A 24941-nucleotide genomic window follows, 5' to 3' on the forward strand; every position below is an offset into this window, starting at 1 on the left:
CAGATCATGACCCAAGCTAGCAAAATCATTGAAATCTCCGGCCTGAACTTCTACTACGGTAAGACGCGCAGCCTGCACAACGTCAACCTCGACATCCACGAGAAGAAGGTGACCGCCTTCATCGGCCCGTCCGGCTGCGGCAAATCGACCCTGCTGCGCACCCTGAACCGCATGTACGACCTGTACCCGGGCCAGCGCGCCGAAGGCGCCATCCGCTACCGCGGCCACAACATCCTGGAAGCGGGCCTGGACGTGAACATGCTGCGCGCCAAAGTGGGCATGGTGTTCCAGAAGCCGACCCCGTTCCCGATGTCGATCTACGACAATATCGCTTTCGGCGTGCGCCTGTACGAAGACCTGTCGAAAGGCGAGATGGACGAGCGCGTCGAATGGGCGCTGAAAAAAGCCGCCCTGTGGGGCGAAGTGAAGGACAAGCTGGCCAAGAGCGGCCTGTCGCTGTCCGGCGGCCAGCAGCAGCGCCTGTGCATCGCGCGTGGCGTGGCGGTGAAGCCGGATGTCCTGCTGCTGGACGAACCGACTTCCGCGCTGGACCCGATTTCCACCTCCAAGATCGAAGAACTGATCTCCGAGCTGAAAGAGGACTACACGATCGCCATCGTGACCCACAATATGCAGCAGGCGGCGCGCTGCTCCGACTACACCGCCTATATGTACCTGGGCGAGCTGGTGGAATTCGGCGAAACCGACCAGATTTTCATGAATCCTGTGCGCAAAGAGACCCAGGACTACATCACCGGCCGTTTTGGCTAACCAGAAGAAGAGAGAGAAGAGATTATGATGGGCGAACATTCCTCCAAAGCTTACGACACCGAACTCGAAGGCATCCGCTCCAAAGTGCTGCTGATGGGCGGCATGGTCGAGACCATGTTCCTGGACGCGATGACCTGCTTCCGCATCGGCAACCTGGAGCGCGCCGAACGCGTGGTGGCCGAAGACGCCAACGTCAACCAGCTGGAAGTGCAGCTGGATGACCAGTGCAGCCACCTGATCGTCAAACGCCAGCCAACCGCAAACGACCTGCGCACCGTGATGGCCACCCTGAAGGTGATCACCGACCTGGAACGCATCGGCGACGAAGCCGCCAAGATCGCGCGCATCGCCAAAGCCCTGCACGGGCGCGGCGCCGTGACCCTGAACCACTATGAAATGGTGCGCACCATCGCCACCGCCACCAGCGACCTGCTGCACGATGCGCTGGACGCCTTTGCGCGCAGCGACGAAAAGGCCGCGCTGGACCTGATCGCCCAGGATGCCGTGATCGACCACGAATACCGCTCCATCATGCGCAACCTGATCACCTTCATGATGGAAGATCCGCGTACAATCTCGGCAGCGCTGGACACGATGTGGGTGGCCAAGGCCATCGAGCGCATCGGCGACCACGCCAAGAATATCGCCGAATACGTGATCTACGTGGTGGAAGGCAGGGATATCCGCCATTCCCACGGAGCGACCCAAGAAGCAAGCAAATAAATGGCATCCGACAAAACGACTGTACTGATTGTTGAAGATGAACCGGCGATCGTGGAGCTGGTGAGGTTCTCGCTGCGCGAAGCTGGCTGGAACTGCGTGGTGGCACAATCCACGCAGGAAGCCTGGGAAGTCATGCAGACCCGCACGCCGCAACTGGTGTTGCTGGACTGGATGCTGCCGGACCAGAGCGGCCTGCGCCTGCTGGCCCGCATCCGCGGCGACCGCCACTTCGCCGCCGTTCCTGTGATCATGCTGACGGCCAAGAGCATGGAAGAGGACAAGCTGGCAGGCCTGAATGGCGGCGCCGACGACTACATCACCAAGCCGTTTTCACCGCGCGAGCTGCTGGCCCGTGCTCGCGCACTGTTGCGGCGCAAGAGCCCCGAACTGGCCGAAACCCAGCTCAAGGCCGGTCCGGTGGTGCTCGATCCGGTCAGCTGCACCGTGTCGATGAACGACAACAAGATCGACATCGGGCACGCCGAATACAAGCTGCTCAAGTTCTTCATGGCCCACCCGGAGCGCGTGTTCTCACGCAGCCAGCTGCTGGACAAGGTGTGGGGCGACCATGTGGTGATCGAGGAGCGCACGGTGGACGTCCACGTGCTGCGACTGCGCAAGGCGCTGAAGGATGCCGAGCACCTGATCAAGACCGTGCGCAGCGTGGGATATATGCTGACCGAGAGGCCATGAATCCAAAAGTCGTGTTCTGGGTACCTGTCGCCATCCGGCTTGGCTTCCTGCTGGCAGGCGCGGGCCTGATGTGGTGGTGGTTTGGCCTGGCGGCCGGCATTGTCACCGCCTTTGCCGGCGTGCTGGCTGCCGTGTTCATCCAGCTCAAGTACCTCTATCAGCTGAGCGAATGGCTGGACAAGCCCGAGTCGGGCCGCCTGCCTGATGGCTGGGGCGAGTGGACCAATATTTTCTCGCGCCTGTACCGCCTGCGCCGCGACGACGAAAAGAACCAGGCCGAGTTGACCGAATGGCTGGCGCGCTTCCGCCAGGCCATGCACCTGCTGCCGGACGGCGTCGTGATCATGGACGACGTGCTGTTCCTCGAATGGTGCAATCCGGCGGCGGAAGAGCACCTGGGCCTGCAGCAAGCGCGCGACAAGGGCATGCGCGTGACCAACCTGGTGCGCAGCCCGGACTTCATGGATTACCTGATCCTGGGCCGCTACGACCAGCCGCTGACGCTGAACTTCCGCGGCCGCAAGCTGGTCGTGCACATCATCCCGTTTGAAAACCGGCGCCAGATCCTGGTCACGCACGACATCACCGAGACCCAGCGCGCGGAAATGATGCGCCGCGACTTCATCGCCAACGCCTCGCACGAGCTGCGCACCCCGCTGACCGTGATCGCCGGTTTCCTGGAAATCGCCGCTTCGATGGAGCTGGACGCGGAGACCCGCGCCGCCCACCTCAAGCTGATGACCGAGCAAAGCCACCGCATGCAGCACCTGATCGAGGACATGCTGACCTTGTCGCGCCTGGAATCGGTCGACCACCCGATGCGCCCGGAGCACGTCAACATCCCGGCCCTGCTGGAGCAGGTGCTGCACGAAGCGCGCGCGCTGTCCGGCGGCAAGCATGAAATTTCGCTGGAACTGCATGGCGGCGATGTCATGGGCAATATGGACGAATTGCACAGCGCCTTCGGCAACCTGGCCTCCAATGCCGTGCGCTACACGCCTGCGGGCGGCACCATCAAGCTGCGTTGGGAAGACACGCCGACCGGCGTGCAGTTCCAGGTGCAGGACACCGGCATCGGCATCAATCCGGAGCATATTTCCCGCCTGACCGAGCGCTTCTACCGCGTCGACAAGAGCCGCTCGCGAGAGACGCAGGGCACCGGCCTGGGCCTGGCCATCGTCAAGCACGTACTGCTGCGCCACAGCGGCAAGCTGAATATCAGCTCCGAGGCAGGGCAGGGCAGCACCTTCACGGTCAGCCTGCCAAAATCGCTGGTTTCCACTACCGTCGAACCGGCGCAAGCTGCCTGAGAAGAAAAATGGGGACGTACCCCATTTATTAGGTAAAATCTGCTCGCCTAAAAAAACGAGCAGATTAACCACTACATGCACTTGAAACGTTTCGCTTTTGCCATCCTGGCCGCCGCAGCGCTTGCCGGGTGCCAGACCAATCCCAATACCGTTACCACCGAACTCGATCCGCCGATCAAATCGACCGACGTGCCGCTGGTCTCCGTTGAACCGCCGGTGCCGCCCCCTGTGGTACCGCCGGTTGCGCCAGTGCAGCGCAAGGTGAAGATCGGCCTTGCCCTCGGTGGCGGCGCCGCCCGCGGTTTCGCCCACATCGGCGTGATCAAGGCGCTGGAAGCGCAGGGCATCGTGCCGGATATCGTGGTCGGCACCAGTGCCGGCTCCGTGGTCGGCGCCCTGTATGCGGCCGGCAACGATGCCAAGGCCCTGCAGAAGATGGCCGTCGACCTCGATGAATCGGCCATTTCTGACTGGGCGCTGCCCTTGTTCGGCAAGTCTTCCGGCGTGCTGAAGGGCGAGGCCCTGCAATCCTTCGTCAACAAGGCTGTCGGCAACCGCGTCATCGAGAAGCTGAAAATGCCGTTCGGCGCCGTGGCGTCGGACCTGAAGACCGGCCAGCCCATCCTGTTCCAGCGCGGGAATACCGGCATGGCGGTTCGCGCCAGTTCCGCTGTTCCTGGCGTATTCCAGCCGGTGAAGATCGGCGACCACACCTACGTCGATGGCGGCTTGGTGGCGCCGGTGCCGGTGCGCTTTGCGCGTGAAATGGGCGCGGAATTTATCATCGCGGTGAATATTTCGACCCAGGCCGAGGCGCAGGCCACCAATTCTTCGCTGGAGGTCATCATGCAGACCTTCTCCATCATGGGCCAGCGTATCAACCAGCTTGAACTGCGTGATGCCGACATCGTGATCCAGCCGCCGCTGGGCAAGATGGGTTCCGCGGAATTCACCAACCGCTCGGGCGCCATGCAGGCGGGCGAGCGTGCAACCCTGGCCGTCATGCCGCAACTGAAGCAAAAGCTGAAGGCGCGCCGCGAAACGCCGGCCCCATAATTATCAGGAAACGAGAGAATGATCACCAAGCCAGTGCTGTCCCTGGACGACATCAAGAAAATCGCCGCTGCCGCCGAGGCCGAAGCAAGCAAGAACAACTGGGCGGTCACCATCGCCATCGTCGACGACGGCGGCCACCTGCTGTGGCTCCAGCGCCTGGATGGCGCGGCGCCGCTGTCGTCGCACATCGCGCCTGCCAAGGCACGCCTGTCGGCCTTGGGCCGCCGCGAAACCAAGATCTATGAAGACATGATCAACGGCGGCCGAACTTCCTTCGTCGGCGTGCCGATGGTGGAAGCGCCGCTGGAAGGCGGCGTCAATATCGTGGTCGATGGCCACACCATCGGCGCGGTGGGCGTGTCGGGTGTGAAATCGAGCGAAGATGCACAAATCGCCAAGGCGGGTATTGCTGCACTGGCTTAAGTCTTGCAATTGAGGCAATGACTTCCTAGAATACAGGCAAGGGGGAGTTATGAGACTGCCGTTTGCCTTGCTGCTTTGTCCAATCATCCTGTCGGCGCCGCTGCGCGCTGAAGAGCTGCAGCTGTCCGTCATCTCGCGCAGCACCACTCATGCCGATTTGTGGAAGGCGGCGGAAGTCGCTTTCCAGCGCGCCGGCATCAATGCGGTGGTGCGCGAGGTGTCGCCCGAGCGCTCGGCGGTGCTGGCTAATGAAGGCACGACCGATGGCGACGTCGGACGTTCCTCCGGCCTCGAAAAAAACTACCCCAACCTGGTCCAGGTACCTGAGCCGATCTACCAATACGCGCCAACGGCGTTCTCTTATAAACGCTTCGACGTGACGGGCGGCTGGGAGTCCCTGCGCGCGCACACGGTCTGCATTCGCCGCGGCCTGCGCCAGACCGACCAGCGCACCAAGGACCTGGCGCGCCAGGTGCTTGCCGACGAGGCGACCATGCTGCGCATGCTGGCAGCCGGCGGTTGCGATGTCGCGGTCATGGAGCGCAATAATGCGCTGGCGCGCGCCGCCATGACGGCGGACCCGCCGCTCCAGCGCCTGCTGCCGCCGATGGAAATCATGCCCCTCTATATCTACCTGCACAAGAGCCATGCGGCGCTGGTGCCCAAGGTTGCCGCCGCCCTGAAGCAGATGCGGGCCGACGGCACCATGCATAAGCTGCTTGGCGAAGGGGAGTAGCGATGAAAGTCCTGGTCGCCTTGCTGTGCGCGCTGGCTTCAGCGCCCGTGCCAAGCCAGGACCTGCAGCTCTTCGTGATCCCCGATACGCCGGCCCATCTCGAGGCGTGGAAAACCGTTGAAGCCGCAGCCCACCGTGCCGGGCTGGGCGTCAAGGTGAGCGCCTTGTCCGCTGAACGCGGCATGGTGCTTGTCAATGAAGGCAAGCTGGATGGCGCGATCGGACGCACGATGCTGGCCGCCAGCAGCTATCCCCAGCTGGTGGCGGTTCCAGAGCCGATCTATATGTACGCGCCAACTGCCTATTCCTACAAGAAGATCGATGTGTCGCGCGGCTGGAAGTCGCTGCGCGGCCATACACTCTGCATGCGGCGGGGCTATAACTTCACGGAAGAGCGCACGGCCGGCATGCCGCGCCAGCGCCTGGACAACGATGCGTCCTTATTGCGCATGCTGAAGGCCGGCGGTTGCGATATCGCCATCATGGGCCGCAGCAACAAGGAGGTGCTGGCGATGCAGGGGCACGACCCGGACCTGCTGCAATTGCTGCCGCCACTGGAAGAAGTGCCGCTTTACCTGTTCCTGCACAAACGCCATGCGGCGCTGGTGCCGCGCCTGGCCGAGGGCCTCCGCCAAGGCCGGTGATGCTCCGGCAGGGGCTTGCCGTTGAAGGAACTTTGGGTTATAATTCAAAGGTTTAGCCAATTACCATTCGACCGTAGCGCCTACCTCACACATCCATCATCATCTGACCCGCGAGCCCGGCATTGCGCCCGTACACCCGTGGGTTGTCTGAGTGGCGTCGCTACGGTAACTTAATCAGGAGTTGCCCTTGCCGCCATTTTTTTCTGGCCCAGCCGTTCCAGCCATCCTGGCACTAGCCGACGGAACAATCTTTAAAGGTATTTCCATTGGCGCTGCCGGTCACACGACGGGCGAAGTCGTTTTCAATACCTCCATGACGGGTTATCAGGAAATCCTGACCGATCCATCGTATTCCCGCCAGATCGTCACCCTGACTTACCCCCACATCGGCAACTACGGTATCAATACCGAAGACGTCGAAGCTTCCAAAGTCCACGCCGCAGGCCTGATCATCCGCGACCTGCCGCTGATCCACTCGAATTTCCGCTCCAGCCAATCGCTGACCGACTACCTGAAGGCCGAGAACATCGTCGCCATCGCCGGTATCGACACCCGCAAGCTGACCCGCGTGCTGCGCGAGAAGGGCGCCCAGGCCGGCGCCATCGTGACCGGCGTGCAGGGCAACGAGCCGTCCGTGCAGCAGGCACTGGAACTGGCACGCAGCTTCCCTGGCCTGGCGGGCATGGACCTGGCAAAAGTCGTGACCGTGCCGGAAGTGTACGAGTGGACCGAGACCGAATGGGAACTGGGCAAAGGCTATGGCAAGGTAGCTGACCCTAAATTCCACGTTGTCGCCTACGACTTCGGCGTCAAGCGCAACATCTTGCGCATGCTCGCTTCGCGCGGCTGCAAGGTGACCGTGGTGCCGGCGCAGACTTCCGCCGCCTACGTGCTGTCGCTGAACCCGGACGGCGTGTTCCTGTCCAACGGTCCCGGCGACCCTGAGCCATGCGACTACGCGATCGAAGCGACCAAAGTCTTCATGGAGAAGAAGATCCCGGTGTTCGGCATCTGCCTGGGCCATCAGATCATGGCACTGGCGTCCGGCGCCAAGACCCTGAAGATGAAGTTCGGCCACCACGGCGCCAACCACCCGGTGCAGGACCTGGACAGCAAGAAGGTGATGATCACCTCGCAGAACCACGGTTTCGCCGTGGATGCGGACACGCTGCCGGCCAACTGCCGCGTGACCCACGTGTCGCTGTTCGACGGTTCGCTGCAGGGCTTCGCCCGCACCGACGTGCCGGCCTTCTGCTTCCAGGGCCACCCTGAAGCATCGCCTGGCCCGACCGACGTCGCCTACCTGTTTGACCGCTTCATCAACATGATGAATGCCGCGGAGAAGAAATAAATGCCAAAACGTTCTGACATTAAAAGCATCCTGATTATTGGCGCCGGCCCGATCATCATCGGCCAGGCCTGCGAATTCGACTACTCCGGCGCGCAAGCCTGCAAAGCGCTGCGCGAAGAGGGCTACAAGGTCATCCTGGTGAACTCCAACCCGGCGACCATCATGACCGACCCGGAAATGGCCGACGTGACCTACATCGAGCCGATCACCTGGCAGGTTGTGGAGCGCATCATCGACAAGGAGCGTCCTGACGCGATCCTGCCGACCATGGGCGGCCAGACGGCGCTGAACTGCGCGCTGGACCTGCACCGCAACGGCGTGCTGGACAAGTACAAGGTCGAACTGATCGGCGCGACCCCGGAAGCCATCGACAAGGCCGAAGACCGCGCCAAGTTCAAGGATGCGATGACCAAGATCGGCCTGGGTTCGGCGCGTTCCGGCGTGGCGCACTCGATGGAAGAATCGTGGGCGGTGCAGAAGGAAGTTGGCTTCCCGACCATCATCCGTCCATCGTTCACCATGGGCGGTTCCGGCGGCGGCATCGCTTACAACGAAGAAGAATTCGAAGCGATCTGCAAACGCGGCCTGGAAGCATCGCCAACCAATGAGCTGCTGATCGAAGAATCGCTGCTGGGCTGGAAAGAGTACGAGATGGAAGTGGTGCGCGACAAGGCGGACAACTGCATCATCGTGTGCTCGATCGAAAACCTGGACCCGATGGGCGTGCACACCGGCGACTCGATCACCGTCGCTCCAGCGCAGACCCTGACCGACAAGGAATACCAGATCATGCGCAATGCCTCGCTGGCAGTGCTGCGCGAGATCGGCGTGGATACCGGCGGCTCCAACGTGCAGTTCTCGATCAACCCGAAAGACGGCCGCATGATCGTCATCGAGATGAACCCGCGCGTGTCCCGTTCCTCGGCACTGGCATCGAAGGCCACGGGCTTCCCGATCGCCAAGGTGGCGGCGAAACTGGCCGTGGGCTTCACCCTGGATGAACTGCGCAACGAGATCACCGGCGGCGCAACCCCGGCTTCGTTCGAGCCTTCGATCGACTACGTCGTGACCAAGGTGCCGCGTTTCACCTTCGAGAAATTCCCGACCGCCGACCACCACCTGACCACCCAGATGAAATCGGTGGGCGAAGTGATGGCGATTGGCCGCACCTTCCAGGAATCGTTCCAGAAAGCCCTGCGCGGCCTGGAAGTTGGCGTGGATGGCATGAACCAGAAGACCGTCGACCGCGAGAAGCTGGAAGAGGAGCTGGGCGAGCCAGGCCCGGACCGCATCTGGTATGTCGGCGACGCTTTCGCCCAGGGCTTCACCCTGGAAGAGGTGTACCAGCTGACCAAGATCGACATGTGGTTCCTGGTGCAGATCAAGGAAATCATCGACCTGGAACTGTGGCTCGACACCCAGAAGCTGGAAAACCTGGACAAGAACACCCTGTACAAGCTGAAACAGAAGGGCTTCTCGGACCGCCGCCTGGGCTACCTGCTGCAATGCGGCGACACCGCCGTGCGCAACAAGCGCCGCGAACTGGGCATCCGTCCGGTGTACAAGCGCGTCGACACCTGCGCCGCCGAGTTCTCGACCGACACCGCCTACATGTACTCGACCTACGATGAAGAGTGCGAGTCCAACCCGACCGACAAGAAAAAAATCATGGTGCTGGGCGGTGGCCCGAACCGTATCGGCCAGGGTATCGAATTCGACTACTGCTGCGTGCACGCCGCACTGGCCATGCGCGAAGACGGCTACGAGACCATCATGGTCAACTGCAACCCGGAAACCGTGTCGACCGACTATGACACCTCCGACCGCCTGTACTTCGAATCGCTGACCCTGGAAGACGTGCTGGAAATCGTCGACCTGGAAAAACCGGTTGGCGTGATCGTGCAGTATGGCGGCCAGACCCCGCTGAAGCTGGCGCTGGACCTGGAAGCCAACGGCGTGCCGATCATCGGCACCTCGCCGGACATGATCGACGCCGCGGAAGACCGCGAGCGCTTCCAGAAGCTGCTGCAGGACCTGGGCCTGCGCCAGCCGCCTAACCGCACCGCGCGCACCGAAGAAGAAGCGCTGGCGCTGGCACAGGAAATCGGCTACCCGCTGGTGGTGCGTCCTTCCTACGTGCTGGGCGGCCGTGCGATGGAAATCGTGCACGAGCAGCGCGACCTGGAGCGCTACATGCGCGAAGCGGTCAAGGTGTCGAACGACTCGCCAGTGCTGCTGGACCGCTTCCTGAACGACGCCATCGAGTGCGACGTGGACTGCATCTCCGACGGCGACACCACCTTCATCGGCGGCGTGATGGAGCACATCGAACAGGCCGGCGTGCACTCGGGCGACTCCGCCTGCTCGCTGCCGCCGTACTCGCTGTCGCAGGAAACCATCGATGAACTGAAGCGCCAGACCTCGCTGATGGCCAAGGGCCTGAACGTGGTTGGCCTGATGAACGTGCAGTTCGCGATCCAGAAGCAGGATGGCAAGGACGTCGTCTTCGTGCTGGAAGTGAACCCGCGCGCCTCGCGTACCGTGCCTTACGTTTCCAAGGCGACCGGCCTGCAGCTGGCCAAGATCGCCGCACGCTGCATGGTCGGCCAGAAGCTGGCAGAGCAGGGCATCACGAAAGAAGTCGTGCCGCCTTACTTCAGCGTCAAGGAAGCCGTGTTCCCGTTCGTGAAATTCCCTGGCGTGGACACCATCCTCGGGCCGGAAATGAAATCGACCGGTGAAGTGATGGGCGTTGGCACCACCTTCGCGGAAGCCTTCGTGAAGTCGCAGCTGGGCGCCGGTGTCAAGCTGCCGACCTCGGGCAAGGTATTCCTGTCGGTGAAAGCGTCGGACAAGCCGCGCGCCGTGAAAGTGGCGAAGGACCTGGTCGATGCAGGCTTCACCCTGTGCGCCACCAAGGGCACCGCCGCCGTGATCGAGGCAGCCGGCATTCCTGTCACCCCGGTGAACAAGAAGTCCGAAGGCCGTCCGCACGTGGTCGACATGATCAAGAACCACGAAATCGTCCTGGTGATCAACACCGTGGAAGAGAAGCGTACCGCGATCAACGACTCGCGCAGCATCCGTACTTCCTCGCTGGCGGCCCGCGTGACCACCTACACCACCATCGCCGGTGCTGAGGCCGCCGTGGCCGGTATCCGCCACCTGGACGAATTGCGTGTGTACGATTTACAAGGCCTGCATAAGTCTTTAAACTAAGACCCGGTAAAGTAGTACGCTTGACAATATAACCACAGAGCCCGCGCTGAAGCATGGCGCGGGCTCTGTGCTTTTTAGCAATTTGACTAGAGACAGATATGAATTCCGTTCCACTCACTAAATACGGCGCCGAACTCCTGAAAGAAGAGCTGCACCAGCTCAAGACCAAGGAACGCCGCATTGTCATCGATGCCATCGCCGAAGCGCGTTCGCACGGCGACCTGTCCGAAAACGCCGAATACGATGCCGCCAAGGAGCGCCAGGCCTTCGTCGAAGGCCGTATCGCGGAACTGGAAGGCAAGCTGAGCTCGGCCCAGATCATCGACCCATCCACCCTGGACGCGGAAGGCCGCGTGGTGTTCGCCTCCACCGTGGACCTGGAAGACCTGGAATCAGGCCAGAAGGTGAGCTACCAGATCGTCGGCACCGATGAAGCCGACCTGAAGATGAGCAAGGTGTCGGTGACTTCGCCGATCGCCCGCGCCCTGATCGGCAAATACGCCGGCGACGTGGTGGAAGTGCAGGCCCCGTCCGGCCCGCGCGAATACGAGATCATCGACGTACGCTACGTTTGATGCTGCTGGCGAAAGTACGCCTGCTGGTGGCCGCCCTGTGGGCTGGCAGCCTGTGGGCGGTCGGCTACCTGGTGGCGCCGGCCCTGTTCGCATCGCTGGACCGCGTACTGGCCGGATCGATTGCCGGCCTGATGTTCCATGCCCAGGCCATGCTATCGCTGGGTTGCGGCGCCGCCATGGGCGTGCTGCTGTTCTTTGGCACCCGCGACTGGACGCCAAAGCGCCGCCGCTCGGTGCTGCTGATCGTGGTGGCGATGGTGATGTGTACGGTGGTTTCGCACTTTGGCCTGCAGCCGATGATGGCTGCGGCGAAGGCTTCGGGCGACGGCAGCTTCGGCAAGCTGCATGGGATTTCGAGCAGTATCTACCTGGCGCAGAGCCTGCTGGCTGGCTGGCTGGTCTGGAAGCAGTAAAACCGGCAAGTCAATGTCTGACCCGCAGGGTCAGACACTTGGCCAGCGATCGTCGCGTGTCGGGGTGTCTGACCCTGCGGGTCAGGCACCGGGCTACCGGCTTTAGGCAGCCGACTTCTTGGTGCCAACCTTCTTCTTGACCCGCTTGATAGTACCGCCAGCGGTAACGCGTTCGTTCCCCTTCAGCAGGACCTTGCTCACGGATGGCTTCTTGGTGCCGGAGGCGCTTGGCTTGACGATCGTTACCATGCGCATGCCTTTGCCGGCCTTGCCGGTCGAGGCCTTCTCGGCTTCCACGCGCGGGCGGTACAGCACGAGCAGCTTGCCGATATGCTGGACCGGCGCGGCGCCGGTCTTTTCGCAAATGGTTTCGTACATTTCGATGCGGGCTTCGCGGTCATCGCCGAAAACGCGCACCTTGATCAAGCCGTGGGAATCCAGGCCCAGCTCGATCTCCTTCATCACGGAAGGGGTCAGGCCGGATTCGCCAACGAGGACGATAGGCTTCAGGCCATGGGCTTCGGCGCGCAGGACGCTGCGTTCGGCAGGAGTAAGGTTCAGCATAGTTTTTTTTGGATAGGTTCTCTTAAAGGCAGTATTCTACGCTAATGGCTAAGAACAAAATAAACAAAAACTGGTTGCACGACCATATTAACGATCCGTACGTGAAGGCCGCCCAGAAGGACGGATACCGTGCCCGGGCAGCCTATAAGCTGAAAGAGATCGACGAAGATGCCAAGTTGATCAAGCCCGGCCAGGTGATCGTGGACCTGGGCTGCACGCCCGGCTCCTGGGGCCAGTACACCCGCCGCAAGCTGGCGGGCAAGGAGGGCGGGGGCATCAATGGCACCATGATCGGCCTGGATATCCTGCCGATGGAGCCGATTGCCGACATGCACTTCATCCAGGGCGACTTCCGCGAGCAGGCAATCCTCGACCAGCTGGCCGAAGTGCTGCAAGGCCGCAAGGCGGACCTTGTGCTATCCGATATGGCGCCCAATTTATCCGGTATTGCGGTAGCCGATGCTGCCCGTATGGAAGACCTTATCGATATCGCCATCGATTTCAGCCAGCATCATATGAAACCGGGTGGCGCTTTATTGGTGAAATGCTTCAAGGACCTGGGATTCAGCCAGATCGTCGAGAAATTCCGGCGCGAATTCAAGACCGTGGTGCAGAAAAAGCCGAAAGCCAGCCGCGATAAATCGTCGGAAATCTTCTTGCTGGGCCGCGGGCTGAAAAATCCGGTGGAATAATGCCATTTTCGCTCTTGATTTAGCTGGAAAAACCCACATATCCGGCGCAGGAGTGTGCACCATAGGGCCGGTTTGTAGCACGGCCCGGGTTTAACGAGTAAAATCGAATTTCTGCTACAGGTAACTGGTGCGCTTTCGCATCCAAGGAGTTTTCGTGAATAACATGTTTTCCAAATCGGCTATCTGGGTCGTTGTAGCCTTGCTGTTATTTATGCTGTTTAAGCAATTTGACAGCCACAGCATCGCCGGCGGCGCAAAGCCTATCGCTTATTCCGATCTGCTGGATGAGGTCAAAGCGAAGCGCGTGAAAGATGTCCTGATTGAAGGGCAGACCATTACTGCCACCCGTGTTGACGATTCCAAAGTCCGCACCACCTCCACCTTCCTCGACCGCGGCCTGATCGGCGACCTGCGCGACAATGGCGTGCGCTTCGACGTGAAGCCGCCGGAAGAGCCAGGCATCCTGCAACAGGTCTTCGTGTCCTGGTTCCCGATGCTGCTGCTGATCGGCGTGTGGGTATTCTTCATGCGCCAGATGCAGGGCGGCGGCAAGGGCGGCGCGTTCTCCTTCGGCAAGTCGAAGGCGCGCATGCTGGACGAAACGAATAACACCGTGACCTTCGCCGACGTGGCAGGTTGCGATGAAGCCAAAGAGGAAGTGACTGAGATCGTCGACTTCCTGAAAGATCCGACCAAGTTCCAGAAACTGGGCGGCCGCATTCCACGCGGCGTGCTGATGGTTGGTCCTCCAGGTACTGGTAAGACCCTGCTGGCGCGCGCCATTGCTGGCGAAGCCAAGGTGCCGTTCTTCTCGATTTCCGGTTCGGACTTCGTTGAAATGTTCGTCGGCGTGGGTGCATCCCGTGTCCGCGACATGTTCGAGAACGCCAAGAAGCATTCGCCTTGCATCATCTTCATCGACGAGATCGACGCTGTGGGCCGCCATCGTGGCGCCGGCATGGGCGGCGGCAACGACGAGCGCGAACAGACCCTGAACCAGTTGCTGGTTGAGATGGACGGCTTTGAAGCATCGTCCGGCGTGATCGTGATTGCCGCAACCAACCGTGCCGACGTGCTGGACAAGGCGCTGCTGCGTCCAGGCCGTTTCGATCGTCAGGTTTCCGTTGGCCTGCCGGATATCCGCGGCCGCGAACAGATCCTGAACGTCCACATGCGCAAGGTGCCGATCAGCACCGACGTGAAAGCCGACATCCTGGCACGCGGCACCCCGGGCTTCTCCGGCGCCGACCTGGCCAACCTGGTTAACGAAGCCGCACTGTTTGCCGCGCGCCGCAACAAGCGCCTGGTCGACATGATCGACTTTGAAGATGCGAAGGACAAGATCTTCATGGGCCCGGAACGCAAGTCCATGGTAATCCGCGAAGAAGAGCGCCGCAACACCGCTTACCACGAGTCCGGCCACGCCGTGGTGGCCAAGCTGCTGCCGAAGGCTGACCCGGTCCACAAAGTAACCATCATGCCGCGCGGCTGGGCCCTGGGCCTGACCTGGCAGCTGCCTGAGCACGACAATATTTCGGGCTACAAGGACAAGATGCTGGAAGAGATTTCCATCCTGTTCGGCGGCCGTATCGCGGAAGAGATCTTCGTCGGCCAGATGTCGACCGGCGCCTCCAACGACTTCGCCCGCGCCACCAAGCTGGCCCGTGCCATGGTCACCAAGTACGGCATGTCCGATGCGCTGGGTGTGATGGTATATGAAGACAGCCAGAACGACGGCTGGCTGGGCGGCGCCAACAAGACCATCTCGGAAGCGACCCAGCAGAAAGTGGATGCGGAAATCCGCACCATCCTCGACACGCAATACGCCCTGGCGCGCAAGCTGCTGGAAGAGAACCGGGAAAAGGTCGAAGTGATGACCAAGGCCCTGCTGGAATGGGAAACCATTGATGCGGACCAGGTGAACGACATCATGGCTGGCCAGGAGCCGCGCCCGCCGAAGGCTGGCACCACCATCCGCAAACAGCCAGGCGCTGACGGCGGCTCGGGTTCCAACCCGAACCCGAACGCCACCGCCCCAGCTTAATCGCTTTTCAAAAAAGGGGACGTAACACATTTAAATGTGTTACGTCCCCTTTTTCCGCCACTATGCCTCAACACAAGTTCGGCCGATTCAACTTCCCGACCAGCCGCGCGCTGGTAATGGGCATCCTCAACGCTACTCCCGACTCCTTCAGCGACGGCGGCCAATTCGCCAGCCTGGACTATGCGATCACCCACGCCGAGCAAATGATCCGCGATGGCGTCGACATCATCGACATCGGTGGCGAAAGCAGCCGCCCCGGCGCACCAGCCGTTCCCCTGGATGAAGAACTGCGCCGTGTCATGCCCCTGATTTTTGCGCTGCGCGATTGCGGCAAGGCGATCAGTGTCGACACCTATAAACCGGAAGTCATGTGTGAAGCAGTACTGGCAGGGGTCGACATGATCAACGATATAAACGGTTTCCGCTCCCTAGGCGCAATCGAAGCCGTCAAGGATAGCGATTGTGCGTTGTGCATAATGCACATGATTGGTAATCCGACAACAATGCAATCCAACCCCGAGTACAATGATGTTGTGCGTGAAGTCACAGATTTCCTGGCTGAGCGCATTACTGCCCTGACCGGGGCAGGCATCGACAGGGAGCGCCTGTGGATCGACCCGGGCTTTGGGTTTGGCAAAACGGTAGAACATAATTACGCACTGCTGAAGGCCGGCAAACAGATGGTTGCCGAGCTCGGCGTACCGCTGCTGGCCGGCCTGTCGCGCAAATCGATGATCGGGGCGATCACGGGCAAGCCGGTCGAGCAGCGCCTGGCCGGCAGTATCGGCGGCGCGTTGGCAGCGGTCGCGCATGGCGCCCAGATCGTCAGGGTGCATGATGTAGCTGAGACCGTCGACGCACTTCGTGTGTGGCAGGCGGCGCATTAAGAAAAGGAAGAGAAGACAATATGGCACGCAAATATTTCGGTACTGATGGCGTACGCGGCCTCGTCGGCCAGGCGCCGATAACCCCCGATTTCGTCATGCGCCTGGGCTATGCCGCAGGCAAGGTGCTGGCCAAGACTGCCGCGACTGGCACGGCGCGCCCAGCCGTCCTGATCGGCAAGGACACCCGTATTTCCGGCTACATGCTGGAAGCTGCGCTGGAAGCAGGCTTTTCGGCTGCGGGCGTGGACGTCAAGCTGGCCGGTCCAATGCCGACCCCGGCAATTGCCTACCTGACGCGCGCGCTGCGTCTGCAAGCCGGCGTGGTGATCTCTGCGTCGCACAACCCGTTCCAGGACAACGGCATCAAATTCTTCTCCGACCAGGGCACCAAGCTGCCCGACGCAGTCGAGCTCGACATCGAAGCGATGCTGGAGCAGCCGATGGAATGCGTGTCGCCGGAAAAGCTGGGCCGCGCCCGCCGCCTGGATGACGCTCAGGGCCGCTACATCGAATTCTGCAAGAGTACCTTCCCGTACGAGCTGGACCTGCGCGGCCTGAAGGTCGTGGTCGACTGCGCCCACGGCGCCGCCTACAACATCGCCCCGCACGTATTCCACGAACTGGGTGCGGAAGTTGTCGCCATCGGCAACAAGCCTGACGGCCTGAACATCAACGACGGTGTCGGCGCCACGGCCCCGAAAGCCATGGCTGCCGCCGTGCTCGAGCACAAAGCCGACCTCGGCATCGCGCTGGACGGCGATGCTGACCGCCTGATCATGTGCGACGCAAGCGGCCGCCTGTACAACGGCGATGAGCTGCTGTATGTCATGGTGATGGATCGCGTGGCCAATGGCGGCGTAGCTGGTGCCGTTGGCACCTTGATGACCAATATGGCCGTCGAGGTGGCGCTGAAACAGAAGGGCATCGGCTTCGCGCGCGCCAAGGTTGGCGACCGCTACGTGCTGGAAGTGATGCAGGAAAAGGGCTGGATCCTGGGCGGCGAGGGCAGTGGCCACCTGCTGGCGCTGGACAAGCACAGCACCGGCGACGGCATCATCTCCGCGCTGCAAGTGCTGTCCGCGCTGAAGCGCAATGGCAAGACCCTGGCCGAAATCGCCGGCGAAGTCACGCTGTTCCCGCAAACCCTGATCAACGTGCGCGTGCCGGCCGGTTTCGACTGGCAGAAGAACGCAGCCATGGTCGCGGAAAAAGAGAAGGTGGAAGCCGAGCTGGGCGACACCGGCCGCGTGCTGATCCGTGCTTCCGGTACCGAGCCGCTGATCCGTGTGATGGTTGAAGCACGCGACGCCGACAAGGCCCAGAGCATGGCGCGCCGCATCGCGGACAAGGTTGAAACGGCCCTGGCGGCATAAAGTTGCCGCCGCGACATTGACGGATGATGCCTCGCCGGGGTATTATTCGTTTATCGGAGTGTAGCGCAGCCCGGTAGCGCACCTGCTTTGGGAGCAGGGGGTCCAAGGTTCGAATCCTTGTACTCCGACCAGGAAATTCTCGAGCGGGTTGTCTTCGGACAACCCGCTTTTCATTTGCGGCATGGCTTTTTTTGCTTCGCCCGCGACTCTGCCCTTAGCTCAGTTGGATAGAGCATCGGCCTTCTAAGCCGAGGGTCGCAGGTTCGATTCCTGCAGGGCAGGCCAATCTCAGCTTCGTTTCCAACTTGGAATTTTGGTATCCTCGCCCGATCGATAGATCATTGGCCAGAATTTGAACAAGTTGCGCTTTTTCGCCGCCTGTGCCGGCGCCGTTATTGTTTTCCAACCCATGCTGGCCAAGGCAACACCGCCACCAAGGCAGCCGGAGTGCATAGTCCCGCCTGCAGCAGCCCAGCCGATTTCAGCTGGCTATCGCTACAGTACGTCGCTGGTGGATGCGATGTTCAAGCGCTACCTGCAGGATTAGCCGAATTGTGCCGAGCTCCGCTTGGTCCTTGGCGAACCCAGTGGGCTGATCGGAAGCGAATTGAATGGGGAACTCAGCCGACGTTACGGCGGCGCAGGAGCGCCAGTGAAGCCAGGCCAATTGCCAGCAAGGGCAGTGAGCCTGGAACCGGCACTTTCGAGTTTTCCTCCGGCATGGCGGTCACGATGGTATCCAGGTCCAGCTGAATGTTCTTGCCTGCCATGAAGATGCCGCCCAGCTTGTTGCCCTGGTTGAAGTGCATATTGCTGTTGGCGCCGGAAGCGAACAGGGTGCCGAACCATTCACCCCAGGCGCCCTGCGTCCAGTTGCCAGTCGTTTCAGTGTAGATGTCGTTGGCGGTACCGTTCAGCATTTCGAAGTCGAAATTCGAGCCGATGTTCACGTGGTTTTTGATGAACAGCTTGATGGCGCCACCGGACAAGTCGAAGATGAACGCGCTCTCGGCACCGACAGTCAAGGAATCAAAGTAATACGTGCCTGCAGTCAGCTTCAGGGTGGAGTCGTACTCAAGGTTGACGTTGCCGTACTGGCCGCCCGCCAACACGGCCGTTGCGCCGGATTTGAGGCCGTATGCGTTTCCGCCCGACTTGAAATCGGTTGCAGGCGGCAAGGTATTCAGCGTTGGCGAATTCATCTTGCCGGACACGTTGCCAGTCACATTGGCTTGATATTTCACTTCCACCTGGTTGCCGGCGGTGGCATTGCCTTTGATTTGCGAGTTCTGCTCAAGGGTGATGTTCCTGCCAGCTGCAACGTTGCCGGTTACCTGGGAGCCATACTTTACGGTGACGTTGCCTTTGGCGCCCACATCGCCAGTCACTTTGCTGCCTTGTTCCAGGGTGACGTTGTTGCCAGCGAAAAGGGTGAGTGGGGTGGCGTTAGCGAAAGCCGGGACCGTGAGAATGGCTGCGAGAGCGAGGAACTTTGGTTTCATGGATGGCATCTGAAATTTGCTTTTGGAAATTTTTAATAATCATAAGCAATTTTTAGGCCATGCATTTGTAAATCATTGATTTGTAGAGAAATGGCGTGGGTCAGGCATTCAGAAAGAATGCCGACTGTAAAGTTTCTCGACATTAAAAATCCAACAAAGATTGCTGTTTCTCTAATGTTGGCTTTTTCTTGGCAGCCGGGCGCGGATCTTCCCATGCCTGCATTAGTTCGTGCGGGTAGGGGCTGAGGAAGGCGCGGGCAACTTCAGGATCGCGGCAGGAGAGCCAGTCGCGGTAGGCTTCCGGTGGCACCACCACCAGGGTGCGCTTTTCGTCATCCGGCTTGTGGAAGCGGTTCAGTAAAGGGTGCTCATCGGCATTGATGGTCAGTTGCGTGAATGCGTGGCTAATGCTCCCGTCGGCTTCTTCCCAGCTGCGCCACATGCCGGCAACGGCAAAGGGCCTCTGGTCCGCCATGCTGATCTGCCAACGCACCGCCTTGCCGGACTCGTAATTTGGCTCGTAAAAACCGGTCATTGGAACCAGGCAAAGCTGGCTTGCACGCCAGTACTTGCTGTAGGAGCGCAGTTGGCCGATGGTTTCGCTGCGGGCGTTCATGGTGATCAGCGATGGCATTGCGGCCGGAGCATGCCGACGCGGCACAAAGCCGAAAGACGCGACCAGGCATTCCGGCTGGCCGTCGAGGCCAAGACGGATGATGGGGGCGTCGTAGTCCTTCCAGGTTTCATCGGGCCATTCCATGCCGGCGAGCGTGGAGAGGTCGAGATCCATCATCTCCTGCAGGAGGTCGCGTGAAGTCGGGCGGTAATTAGTGCACATCGGCCTATGCTAACCGGAACGGGCTTGCTAAACTACTGTATATGCATACAGTTACACGAAAGCCGCTGACAGCCGCGCAACTTCGCGAAATCTGGCTTCGAAACCAGAATGAAGACATGCTCGCCGTGCTGTGGGAAGTCAAGCGCTTGCGTGGGCTGGTAGTGCGAGCGAGCCATCTGCATTGGACATTTCGCGATGAACTGAAGGACGAGCCGTGCTTGGAAGAGGATCGTCCGTTTGCCACGGAGAGGGAACTGCGGCGGCGGGCTAATGCAATCCGGAATGCGGACTGATAAGATCCCTGCATGAAAAAACTGCTCCTGGTGGGATCAACCGGCCTTGTCGGCCGTGAAGTGTTGAAGCTGGCGCTCGGCTCGCCGGAGGTTGGCCAGGTTGTCGCGCCTACGCGCCGCAGGCTGGAGCCGCATGCCAAACTGGTGGCGCCGATCGTGGACTTCGACCGGCTTCCGGCGCTGGAGCCCTGGTGGCAGGCCGATGCCGTGATCTGCACCCTGGGCACGACCATCAAGGTCGCGGGCTCGCAGGATGCCTTCCGCCAGGTGGACTACAATTATCCGATGGCGGTGGCGCGATTGGCGCGCCAGCATGGCACGCCAACGTTTGTGCTGAATTCAGCACTGGGTGCGGACGCGGGATCGAGCGTTTTCTATAACCGCGTAAAGGGCGAGGCAGAGCATGGCGTGCGCTCGCTTGGCTTTGAAACGCTGGTGATTGCGCGGCCCGGTTTGATTGGTGGCATGAGGGAAGAATTCCGCCTCGGCGAAAAAATCCTGGTGCCGATCCTGTCGGCGCTTGGGCCGGTGCTGCCGCGCGCATGGCGCATCAACCCGGCCGGGAATATTGCCCGCGCCATGTTCGACGCGGCAATGCACCCGCAACCGGGTGAGCACATCATTACTTCGGACAGGATGGCCTGAGGCTCATTCTTCCAGCAGGCTGCGCAGCATCCACGCAGTTTTTTCATGCACGTCCAGGCGCTGGGTCAGCAGGTCGGCGGTCGGCTGGTCGTTGGCTTCGTCGACCACTGGCAGCAGCGAACGGGCTGTGCGGGCGGTTGCTTCCTGGGCGGTGACCAGGTGGCGCACCATGTCCATCGCCTTCGGCACGCCGGCCACTTCCTTGACGGTGCTTAGCTTGCCGAATTCGGCATAGGTGCCCGGCGCTGGATAGCCCAGCGCGCGGATGCGTTCTGCGATCAGGTCCAGCGCGGTCCACTGTTCGGTGTACTGCGTCATGAACATCTGGTGCAGGGAATTGAACATCGGGCCCTTGACGTTCCAGTGGAAGTTGTGGGTCATCAGGTAGAGCGAGTAGCTGTCGGCCAAGAGGCGGGACAGGCCATCGGCAATGCGTGCGCGGCTGTCGTCGGACAAGCCAATATCAATCTTCATTGCGTGTTCCTTTCGGTCAGTATTTGCCTGACGATTATTTCATGATTTCAAGCAGGCTGCTGTAATCGTCCGTCCATGGCCGCACATCCGGGGCGGGCGGCAGTTCGTGCAGGCCGGCGTATTGCAACAGCTTCTCGCGCTGGCCTATCAGCACCCAGGTGGCGGCGGTCGTGCCGCGCACGGAATCGGATTTGTTCTGTGACAGGAAGGCCGTGCGGTGGAAGGTATCCGCGGCACGCCTCACAACGGGCGCCATGTCCAGGTAGCGGTTAGAGATATGAATGGCCAGCACTCCGTCCCGCTTCAGGTGGCGGAAGTAGATATTGAAGGCTTCCGTGGTCAACAGGTGTACCGGTACCGAGTCGCCCGAAAAAGCATCTACTGCCAGCACATCGAACTGCTGCGGCGCTTCGGCGCCCAGTACCAGGCGCGCATCGCCGAGGGCGATGTCTTTCCTGGCGGGGCAGTCGCGCAGGAAGCTGAAATAGCTTTCGGCGAAGTCGAGCACCAACGGATTGATTTCGTAGAAGCGGTACACATCGCCAGGCCGGCAATAGGCGGCCATGGTGCCGGCTCCAAGGCCGATCACGCCCACGTGTTGGGCGGCGCCATCGCGGCTGGCTGCGATGGCAATGCCGGCGCCGCTGTTGTTGCCGTAATAGCTTGTTGGCCAGCGCCGTTTCTGCGCTTCGAGAAACTGGCGTCCATGCACGATGGTGCCGTGGGTGAGCTGGCGGACCTGGCTTGGACCGGGTTCCGTATCCTTGATCTTGACCGTCCCATAGAAATTGCGGGCCTTGATGGTCGGTATCGCCGGCCAGATCGCGTTGGCGCCCCACAAGACGCCGACCAGGGTGGTGAAAAACACTGCCGCCTTGACGCGCGCGCCGCGCTTCATCGGCTCAGCGGGGCGGTGGTGGCATGCGGCTCCGACGATGCAAACGGCGGCAATGCAGGAAAGGGTCAGTTCGTAGTCGTCGTTGAACATGCGCGGCGCGAGCAGGCCGGTGAAGATGCCGCCGATTGCACCGCCAGTTGCGATCACCAGGTAGTAGCCGGTTAGCTGCGCGGGTTGCGGCTTGAGGCGCGCCAGCTCGCCGTGGCATGCCATGCAGAAGGTGAAAATGCTGGCGCTGAAGAGCAGGGTAGGCCACACAATCCCGCGTGGCATCAGGCTGGGGAACGTGGTGCAGGCAATCAGGAGCGGTGTCAGTAGTGCCATCAAGGGCAGGAACAGCCAGCGCCTGTACCAGCGCGCGCTTTCAAAGCAGAGGATGAACGTCAGGAGATAGATCACCAGCGGCAGTACCCAAAGCATCGGCACCGGGGCGATATTGGCTGTCAGGTGGCTGGTGGCTGCCATCAGGACCACCGTAGGCACGGCGGCCAGGCCACACCACAACAGGCTGTCGCGCAAGGTCGGCTTGCCCGCTATCGATCTTCGCGCAGGGTATGGGGCACTGCGCTGCGGCCGCGCCCACTCAAGGCGAGGGCGGCGCAAAACAGGGCAAACAAGCCAAAGCCCGCCGACCAGAAAGTGGACATTTCCTTGACGGTAAAGCGTGGCTCGAACAGCAACGGGTAGCTCAGCAAGCCAAGCAGCGAAGCGAAGTTCGATAGTGCAAACAGCCGGTAGGGCACGCTGCCTGGGCGTTCCTGGGCGAACCAGTGCTGGACCAATGGCCCCGTGGTCGAAAGCAGGAAATATGGCAGGCCGATTGTCGCTGCCAGCAGGCCAAGCAGCAGGAAGGCTGGGTCGCTGCCGGTCGACGGCTTCCAGCTATCGCTCGGGATGATGGGGAGCGTGAGTGCTGCGGCCAGTAGCAAGCCTGCATGCAACCAGGCTTGCCGGCGCGGCGCGAGGTAGCGGCTGGTGAGGTGCGAGTAAAGGTAGCCCAGCAGCAGCGTGAACTGGAAGAACAGCATGCAAATCGTCCACGCAGCCGCGGATCCTCCGAACCATGGCAGGACCATTTTGCCGATAATGGGCTGCACCTGGAACAGCAGGAAAGCGCTGAGGACAATCGTTCCGGCGTAGAGAATGAGCATGCAAAATATTAACGCATGACGAGCCCCGCGGCGATGGTGAGCATGACCGCACCTGTCAGTCCTTCAATGCACTTCCAGGCCAGCGGGCGGCCGAACACGCCGGCCAGGCGCGTGGCGCCCCAGCCCAGTGCCGTGAACCACAGCAGGGAAGCGGTCATGGCGCCGGCCGAAAAGCCTACGCGCTGGCCGTCCGGGTAGCTGCCGCCGACGGAACCCAGCAGCACGACCGTATCGAGGTAGACGTGCGGGTTCAGCAGTGAAAGCGCGACGACGCTGGCCAGCGCCTGCCGGGCGCCCGGTGCCGGCGCGCTGGCGTCGACCGCCAGCGATTTCGGCGTCAACATCGAACGCCAGCTGCGCAGGCCATACCACAGCAGGAAGGCTGCGCCGCCCCAGCGCGCGGCCGCCAGCAAGAATGGCGAATCCTGGATCATCGCCCCGGCGCCAGCGACCCCCAGCGCGATCAGTATCACGTCAATCACGATGCAAGCGGCCACCGTCAACGCCACATGCTGGCGCTTGATGCCCATCCGCAGCACGTGCGCATTCTGGGCGCCAATTGCCATGATCAGGCTCGCTCCGAGCCCCAAACCGTTCACATAACTCTGCATTTTTAACTCCTGTTGTGGAGCCGGAATTTTGCCGCCGCTAGCCACGCAAATGAAGCTGAATTAAGATGTTTCAGTGCTCATTAATTTTGCTAAAGGAGTGGTGCAATGATTCCGGACGCGCGACAGGGCGAAGCTTTGCTGGCTGTGATCGATTCCGGCAGCTTCGAGCAAGCTGCCGCGGCCCTGCATTTGACGCCGTCGGCGGTGTCGCAGCGGGTCAGCGGGCTGGAGTCGGCAGTTGGCGCTCCACTGCTGATCCGCAGCCGCCCGATCCGCCTGACCAGCGCCGGGCAGCGCCTGGTGCAATACCTGCGCCGCAGCCGTTTGATGGAGCAGGAATTCCTGGCCGAATTAAAAGCCGATGAGGCCATGCCGCCGCGCATTCCGGTTGCGGTGAATAATGACACGCTCGGCACCTGGTTCCTGCCGGAATTGAGCGCTTTCCTGAATCGCGAAAACATCCTGCTGGAGATAATCCTGGACGATCAGGATCACACTTATTCGCTTTTTGAAAAGGGCTTGGTGCTGGCAGGGGTTTCCAGCGAGCCCCAACCAATGCGTGGTTGCCGCTCGCAGCACCTGGGTTTCATGCGTTATCGATTATTGGCGCAACCGGAATTCGTGAAGCGCTGGTTTCCGGAGGGGTTTACCCGAGAAGCAGCGCGTAAAGCGCCGGTCATGTTTTTCGATCGTAAAGATTCGCTGCAGGCGATATTCATCGAGCGTGAACTAGGGCTGCCGCTTGGGGCATACCCGGTCCATTACGTTCCTTCCAGCGACCCTTTCGTTGAATCCATCCGGCTGGGAATGGGCTATGGCATGCTGCCGCGCCAGCAATATAAAGATCTTCTGGAATCGGGAGAGCTGGTGGATTTGGTTCCAGGCAAATGTCTCGACATCCAGCTGTATTGGCATTCATGGCGCATTCAGTCGCCGAAGCTGGAGATGCTCACTGAACAGGTGCTTGCCGCCGCTGGGCGGGCACTGGATCGTTAGACTCGAAGTTGGTGCGAACGCGCCAATTACTGGCGCGCGGCGGGCGTAAAAAAGCCCGC

26 protein-coding genes and 2 tRNA genes are annotated in these 24941 nt (G+C 61.1%); 21 read left to right on the top strand and 7 right to left on the bottom strand.

What is annotated here, in order from left to right; genetic code table 11:
* The first annotated feature begins 6 nt into the window (after positions 1-6).
* The 12 genes from pstB (at position 7) to ACN9M3_RS13245 (ending at position 11914) form a co-directional block, all read left to right on the top strand.
* Entirely contained in the window at positions 7-771 is a 765-nt protein-coding gene (gene pstB, locus ACN9M3_RS13190; RefSeq protein WP_426171328.1) for a phosphate ABC transporter ATP-binding protein PstB, read from the top strand.
* A gap of 24 nt (positions 772-795) precedes the next feature.
* The gene (gene phoU, locus ACN9M3_RS13195; RefSeq protein ID WP_426171329.1) at positions 796-1494 is read left to right on the top strand and encodes a phosphate signaling complex protein PhoU; all 699 of its coding nucleotides are present in this window, start codon (positions 796-798) and stop codon (positions 1492-1494) included.
* The gene (phoB, locus tag ACN9M3_RS13200; RefSeq protein ID WP_426322974.1) at positions 1495-2187 is read left to right on the top strand and encodes a phosphate regulon transcriptional regulator PhoB; all 693 of its coding nucleotides are present in this window, start codon (positions 1495-1497) and stop codon (positions 2185-2187) included.
* A complete protein-coding gene (phoR, locus tag ACN9M3_RS13205; RefSeq protein ID WP_426171332.1) occupies positions 2184-3497 on the top strand; it encodes a phosphate regulon sensor histidine kinase PhoR in 1314 nt (437 codons plus the stop codon). Before phoB ends, phoR begins: the two co-directional genes overlap by 4 nt.
* Before the next feature lie 75 nt (positions 3498-3572).
* Positions 3573-4553, top strand: a complete 981-nt coding sequence (locus tag ACN9M3_RS13210; RefSeq protein WP_426322976.1) for a patatin-like phospholipase family protein — start codon at positions 3573-3575, stop codon at positions 4551-4553.
* A gap of 18 nt (positions 4554-4571) precedes the next feature.
* Positions 4572-4976, top strand: coding sequence for a heme-binding protein (locus ACN9M3_RS13215; protein WP_426171335.1), 405 nt, complete (start codon positions 4572-4574; stop codon positions 4974-4976).
* A 49-nt stretch (positions 4977-5025) separates the two neighbouring features.
* Positions 5026-5712, top strand: coding sequence for a substrate-binding periplasmic protein (locus ACN9M3_RS13220; protein WP_426171337.1), 687 nt, complete (start codon positions 5026-5028; stop codon positions 5710-5712).
* Positions 5713-5714: 2 nt separating this feature from the next.
* A complete protein-coding gene (locus tag ACN9M3_RS13225) occupies positions 5715-6356 on the top strand; it encodes a hypothetical protein (RefSeq protein WP_426171339.1) in 642 nt (213 codons plus the stop codon).
* A gap of 187 nt (positions 6357-6543) precedes the next feature.
* Entirely contained in the window at positions 6544-7707 is a 1164-nt protein-coding gene (gene carA / locus ACN9M3_RS13230; protein WP_426322979.1) for a glutamine-hydrolyzing carbamoyl-phosphate synthase small subunit, read from the top strand.
* Positions 7708-10926: a carbamoyl-phosphate synthase large subunit gene (carB, locus tag ACN9M3_RS13235; RefSeq protein ID WP_426171342.1), complete on the top strand. Its 3219-nt coding sequence runs from the start codon at positions 7708-7710 to the stop codon at positions 10924-10926.
* 98 nt (positions 10927-11024) lie between these two features.
* The gene (greA, locus tag ACN9M3_RS13240) at positions 11025-11501 is read left to right on the top strand and encodes a transcription elongation factor GreA (protein ID WP_426171344.1); all 477 of its coding nucleotides are present in this window, start codon (positions 11025-11027) and stop codon (positions 11499-11501) included.
* Positions 11501-11914, top strand: coding sequence for a DUF4149 domain-containing protein (locus ACN9M3_RS13245; RefSeq protein ID WP_426171345.1), 414 nt, complete (start codon positions 11501-11503; stop codon positions 11912-11914). Before greA ends, ACN9M3_RS13245 begins: the two co-directional genes overlap by 1 nt.
* Before the next feature lie 102 nt (positions 11915-12016).
* On the opposite strand, the gene yhbY is transcribed toward ACN9M3_RS13245, so the two are convergent.
* Complete coding sequence (gene yhbY, locus ACN9M3_RS13250; protein WP_426171346.1) at positions 12017-12478, bottom strand: ribosome assembly RNA-binding protein YhbY; 462 nt, start codon at positions 12476-12478, stop codon at positions 12017-12019.
* A 44-nt stretch (positions 12479-12522) separates the two neighbouring features.
* Here yhbY and ACN9M3_RS13255 point away from each other — a divergent pair, with 44 nt between their 5' ends.
* From ACN9M3_RS13255 to ACN9M3_RS13285, 7 genes are all read left to right on the top strand, one after another.
* Complete coding sequence (locus tag ACN9M3_RS13255) at positions 12523-13170, top strand: RlmE family RNA methyltransferase (protein ID WP_130313709.1); 648 nt, start codon at positions 12523-12525, stop codon at positions 13168-13170.
* A 154-nt stretch (positions 13171-13324) separates the two neighbouring features.
* Positions 13325-15214 (top strand): ATP-dependent zinc metalloprotease FtsH, encoded by a 1890-nt coding sequence (gene ftsH / locus ACN9M3_RS13260; RefSeq protein WP_426171348.1) that lies wholly within the window; start codon positions 13325-13327, stop codon positions 15212-15214.
* A 116-nt stretch (positions 15215-15330) separates the two neighbouring features.
* Positions 15331-16101: a dihydropteroate synthase gene (gene folP, locus ACN9M3_RS13265; RefSeq protein ID WP_426322983.1), complete on the top strand. Its 771-nt coding sequence runs from the start codon at positions 15331-15333 to the stop codon at positions 16099-16101.
* Between the two features lie 20 nt (positions 16102-16121).
* Positions 16122-17474 carry a phosphoglucosamine mutase gene (gene glmM / locus ACN9M3_RS13270; RefSeq protein ID WP_426322985.1) on the top strand — a complete coding sequence of 451 codons (1353 nt, stop codon included), beginning with the start codon at positions 16122-16124 and terminating at the stop codon, positions 17472-17474.
* Between the two features lie 54 nt (positions 17475-17528).
* Positions 17529-17605, top strand: a tRNA-Pro gene (locus tag ACN9M3_RS13275).
* Positions 17606-17682: 77 nt separating this feature from the next.
* Positions 17683-17759, top strand: a tRNA-Arg gene (locus ACN9M3_RS13280).
* Positions 17760-17826: 67 nt separating this feature from the next.
* Positions 17827-18021: a hypothetical protein gene (locus ACN9M3_RS13285; RefSeq protein WP_426322987.1), complete on the top strand. Its 195-nt coding sequence runs from the start codon at positions 17827-17829 to the stop codon at positions 18019-18021.
* A gap of 73 nt (positions 18022-18094) precedes the next feature.
* On the opposite strand, the gene ACN9M3_RS13290 is transcribed toward ACN9M3_RS13285, so the two are convergent.
* Positions 18095-18976: a DUF7305 domain-containing protein gene (locus ACN9M3_RS13290; protein ID WP_426322989.1), complete on the bottom strand. Its 882-nt coding sequence runs from the start codon at positions 18974-18976 to the stop codon at positions 18095-18097.
* 142 nt (positions 18977-19118) lie between these two features.
* Complete coding sequence (locus ACN9M3_RS13295; RefSeq protein ID WP_426322991.1) at positions 19119-19769, bottom strand: SOS response-associated peptidase; 651 nt, start codon at positions 19767-19769, stop codon at positions 19119-19121.
* Positions 19770-20119: 350 nt separating this feature from the next.
* Here ACN9M3_RS13295 and ACN9M3_RS13300 point away from each other — a divergent pair, with 350 nt between their 5' ends.
* Positions 20120-20752 carry an NAD-dependent dehydratase gene (locus tag ACN9M3_RS13300; protein ID WP_426322993.1) on the top strand — a complete coding sequence of 211 codons (633 nt, stop codon included), beginning with the start codon at positions 20120-20122 and terminating at the stop codon, positions 20750-20752.
* 3 nt (positions 20753-20755) lie between these two features.
* Here the strand turns inward: ACN9M3_RS13300 and ACN9M3_RS13305 are convergent, their stop codons facing one another.
* The 4 genes from ACN9M3_RS13305 to ACN9M3_RS13320 are packed head-to-tail and all read right to left on the bottom strand — an operon-like array spanning position 20756 to position 23886.
* Positions 20756-21226, bottom strand: coding sequence for a Dps family protein (locus ACN9M3_RS13305; RefSeq protein WP_130313738.1), 471 nt, complete (start codon positions 21224-21226; stop codon positions 20756-20758).
* Between the two features lie 34 nt (positions 21227-21260).
* The gene (locus tag ACN9M3_RS13310) at positions 21261-22643 is read right to left on the bottom strand and encodes a spermidine synthase (RefSeq protein ID WP_426322995.1); all 1383 of its coding nucleotides are present in this window, start codon (positions 22641-22643) and stop codon (positions 21261-21263) included.
* Between the two features lie 14 nt (positions 22644-22657).
* Complete coding sequence (locus ACN9M3_RS13315) at positions 22658-23275, bottom strand: hypothetical protein (RefSeq protein WP_426322997.1); 618 nt, start codon at positions 23273-23275, stop codon at positions 22658-22660.
* A gap of 8 nt (positions 23276-23283) precedes the next feature.
* Positions 23284-23886, bottom strand: a complete 603-nt coding sequence (locus ACN9M3_RS13320; RefSeq protein ID WP_426322999.1) for a LysE/ArgO family amino acid transporter — start codon at positions 23884-23886, stop codon at positions 23284-23286.
* A 105-nt stretch (positions 23887-23991) separates the two neighbouring features.
* Here ACN9M3_RS13320 and ACN9M3_RS13325 point away from each other — a divergent pair, with 105 nt between their 5' ends.
* Complete coding sequence (locus tag ACN9M3_RS13325; RefSeq protein WP_426323001.1) at positions 23992-24882, top strand: LysR family transcriptional regulator ArgP; 891 nt, start codon at positions 23992-23994, stop codon at positions 24880-24882.
* The last annotated feature ends 59 nt before the right edge of the window (positions 24883-24941 follow it).

This window comes from Pseudoduganella sp. R-43, assembly GCF_049913255.1.
Lineage (GTDB): Bacteria > Pseudomonadota > Gammaproteobacteria > Burkholderiales > Burkholderiaceae_D > Rugamonas.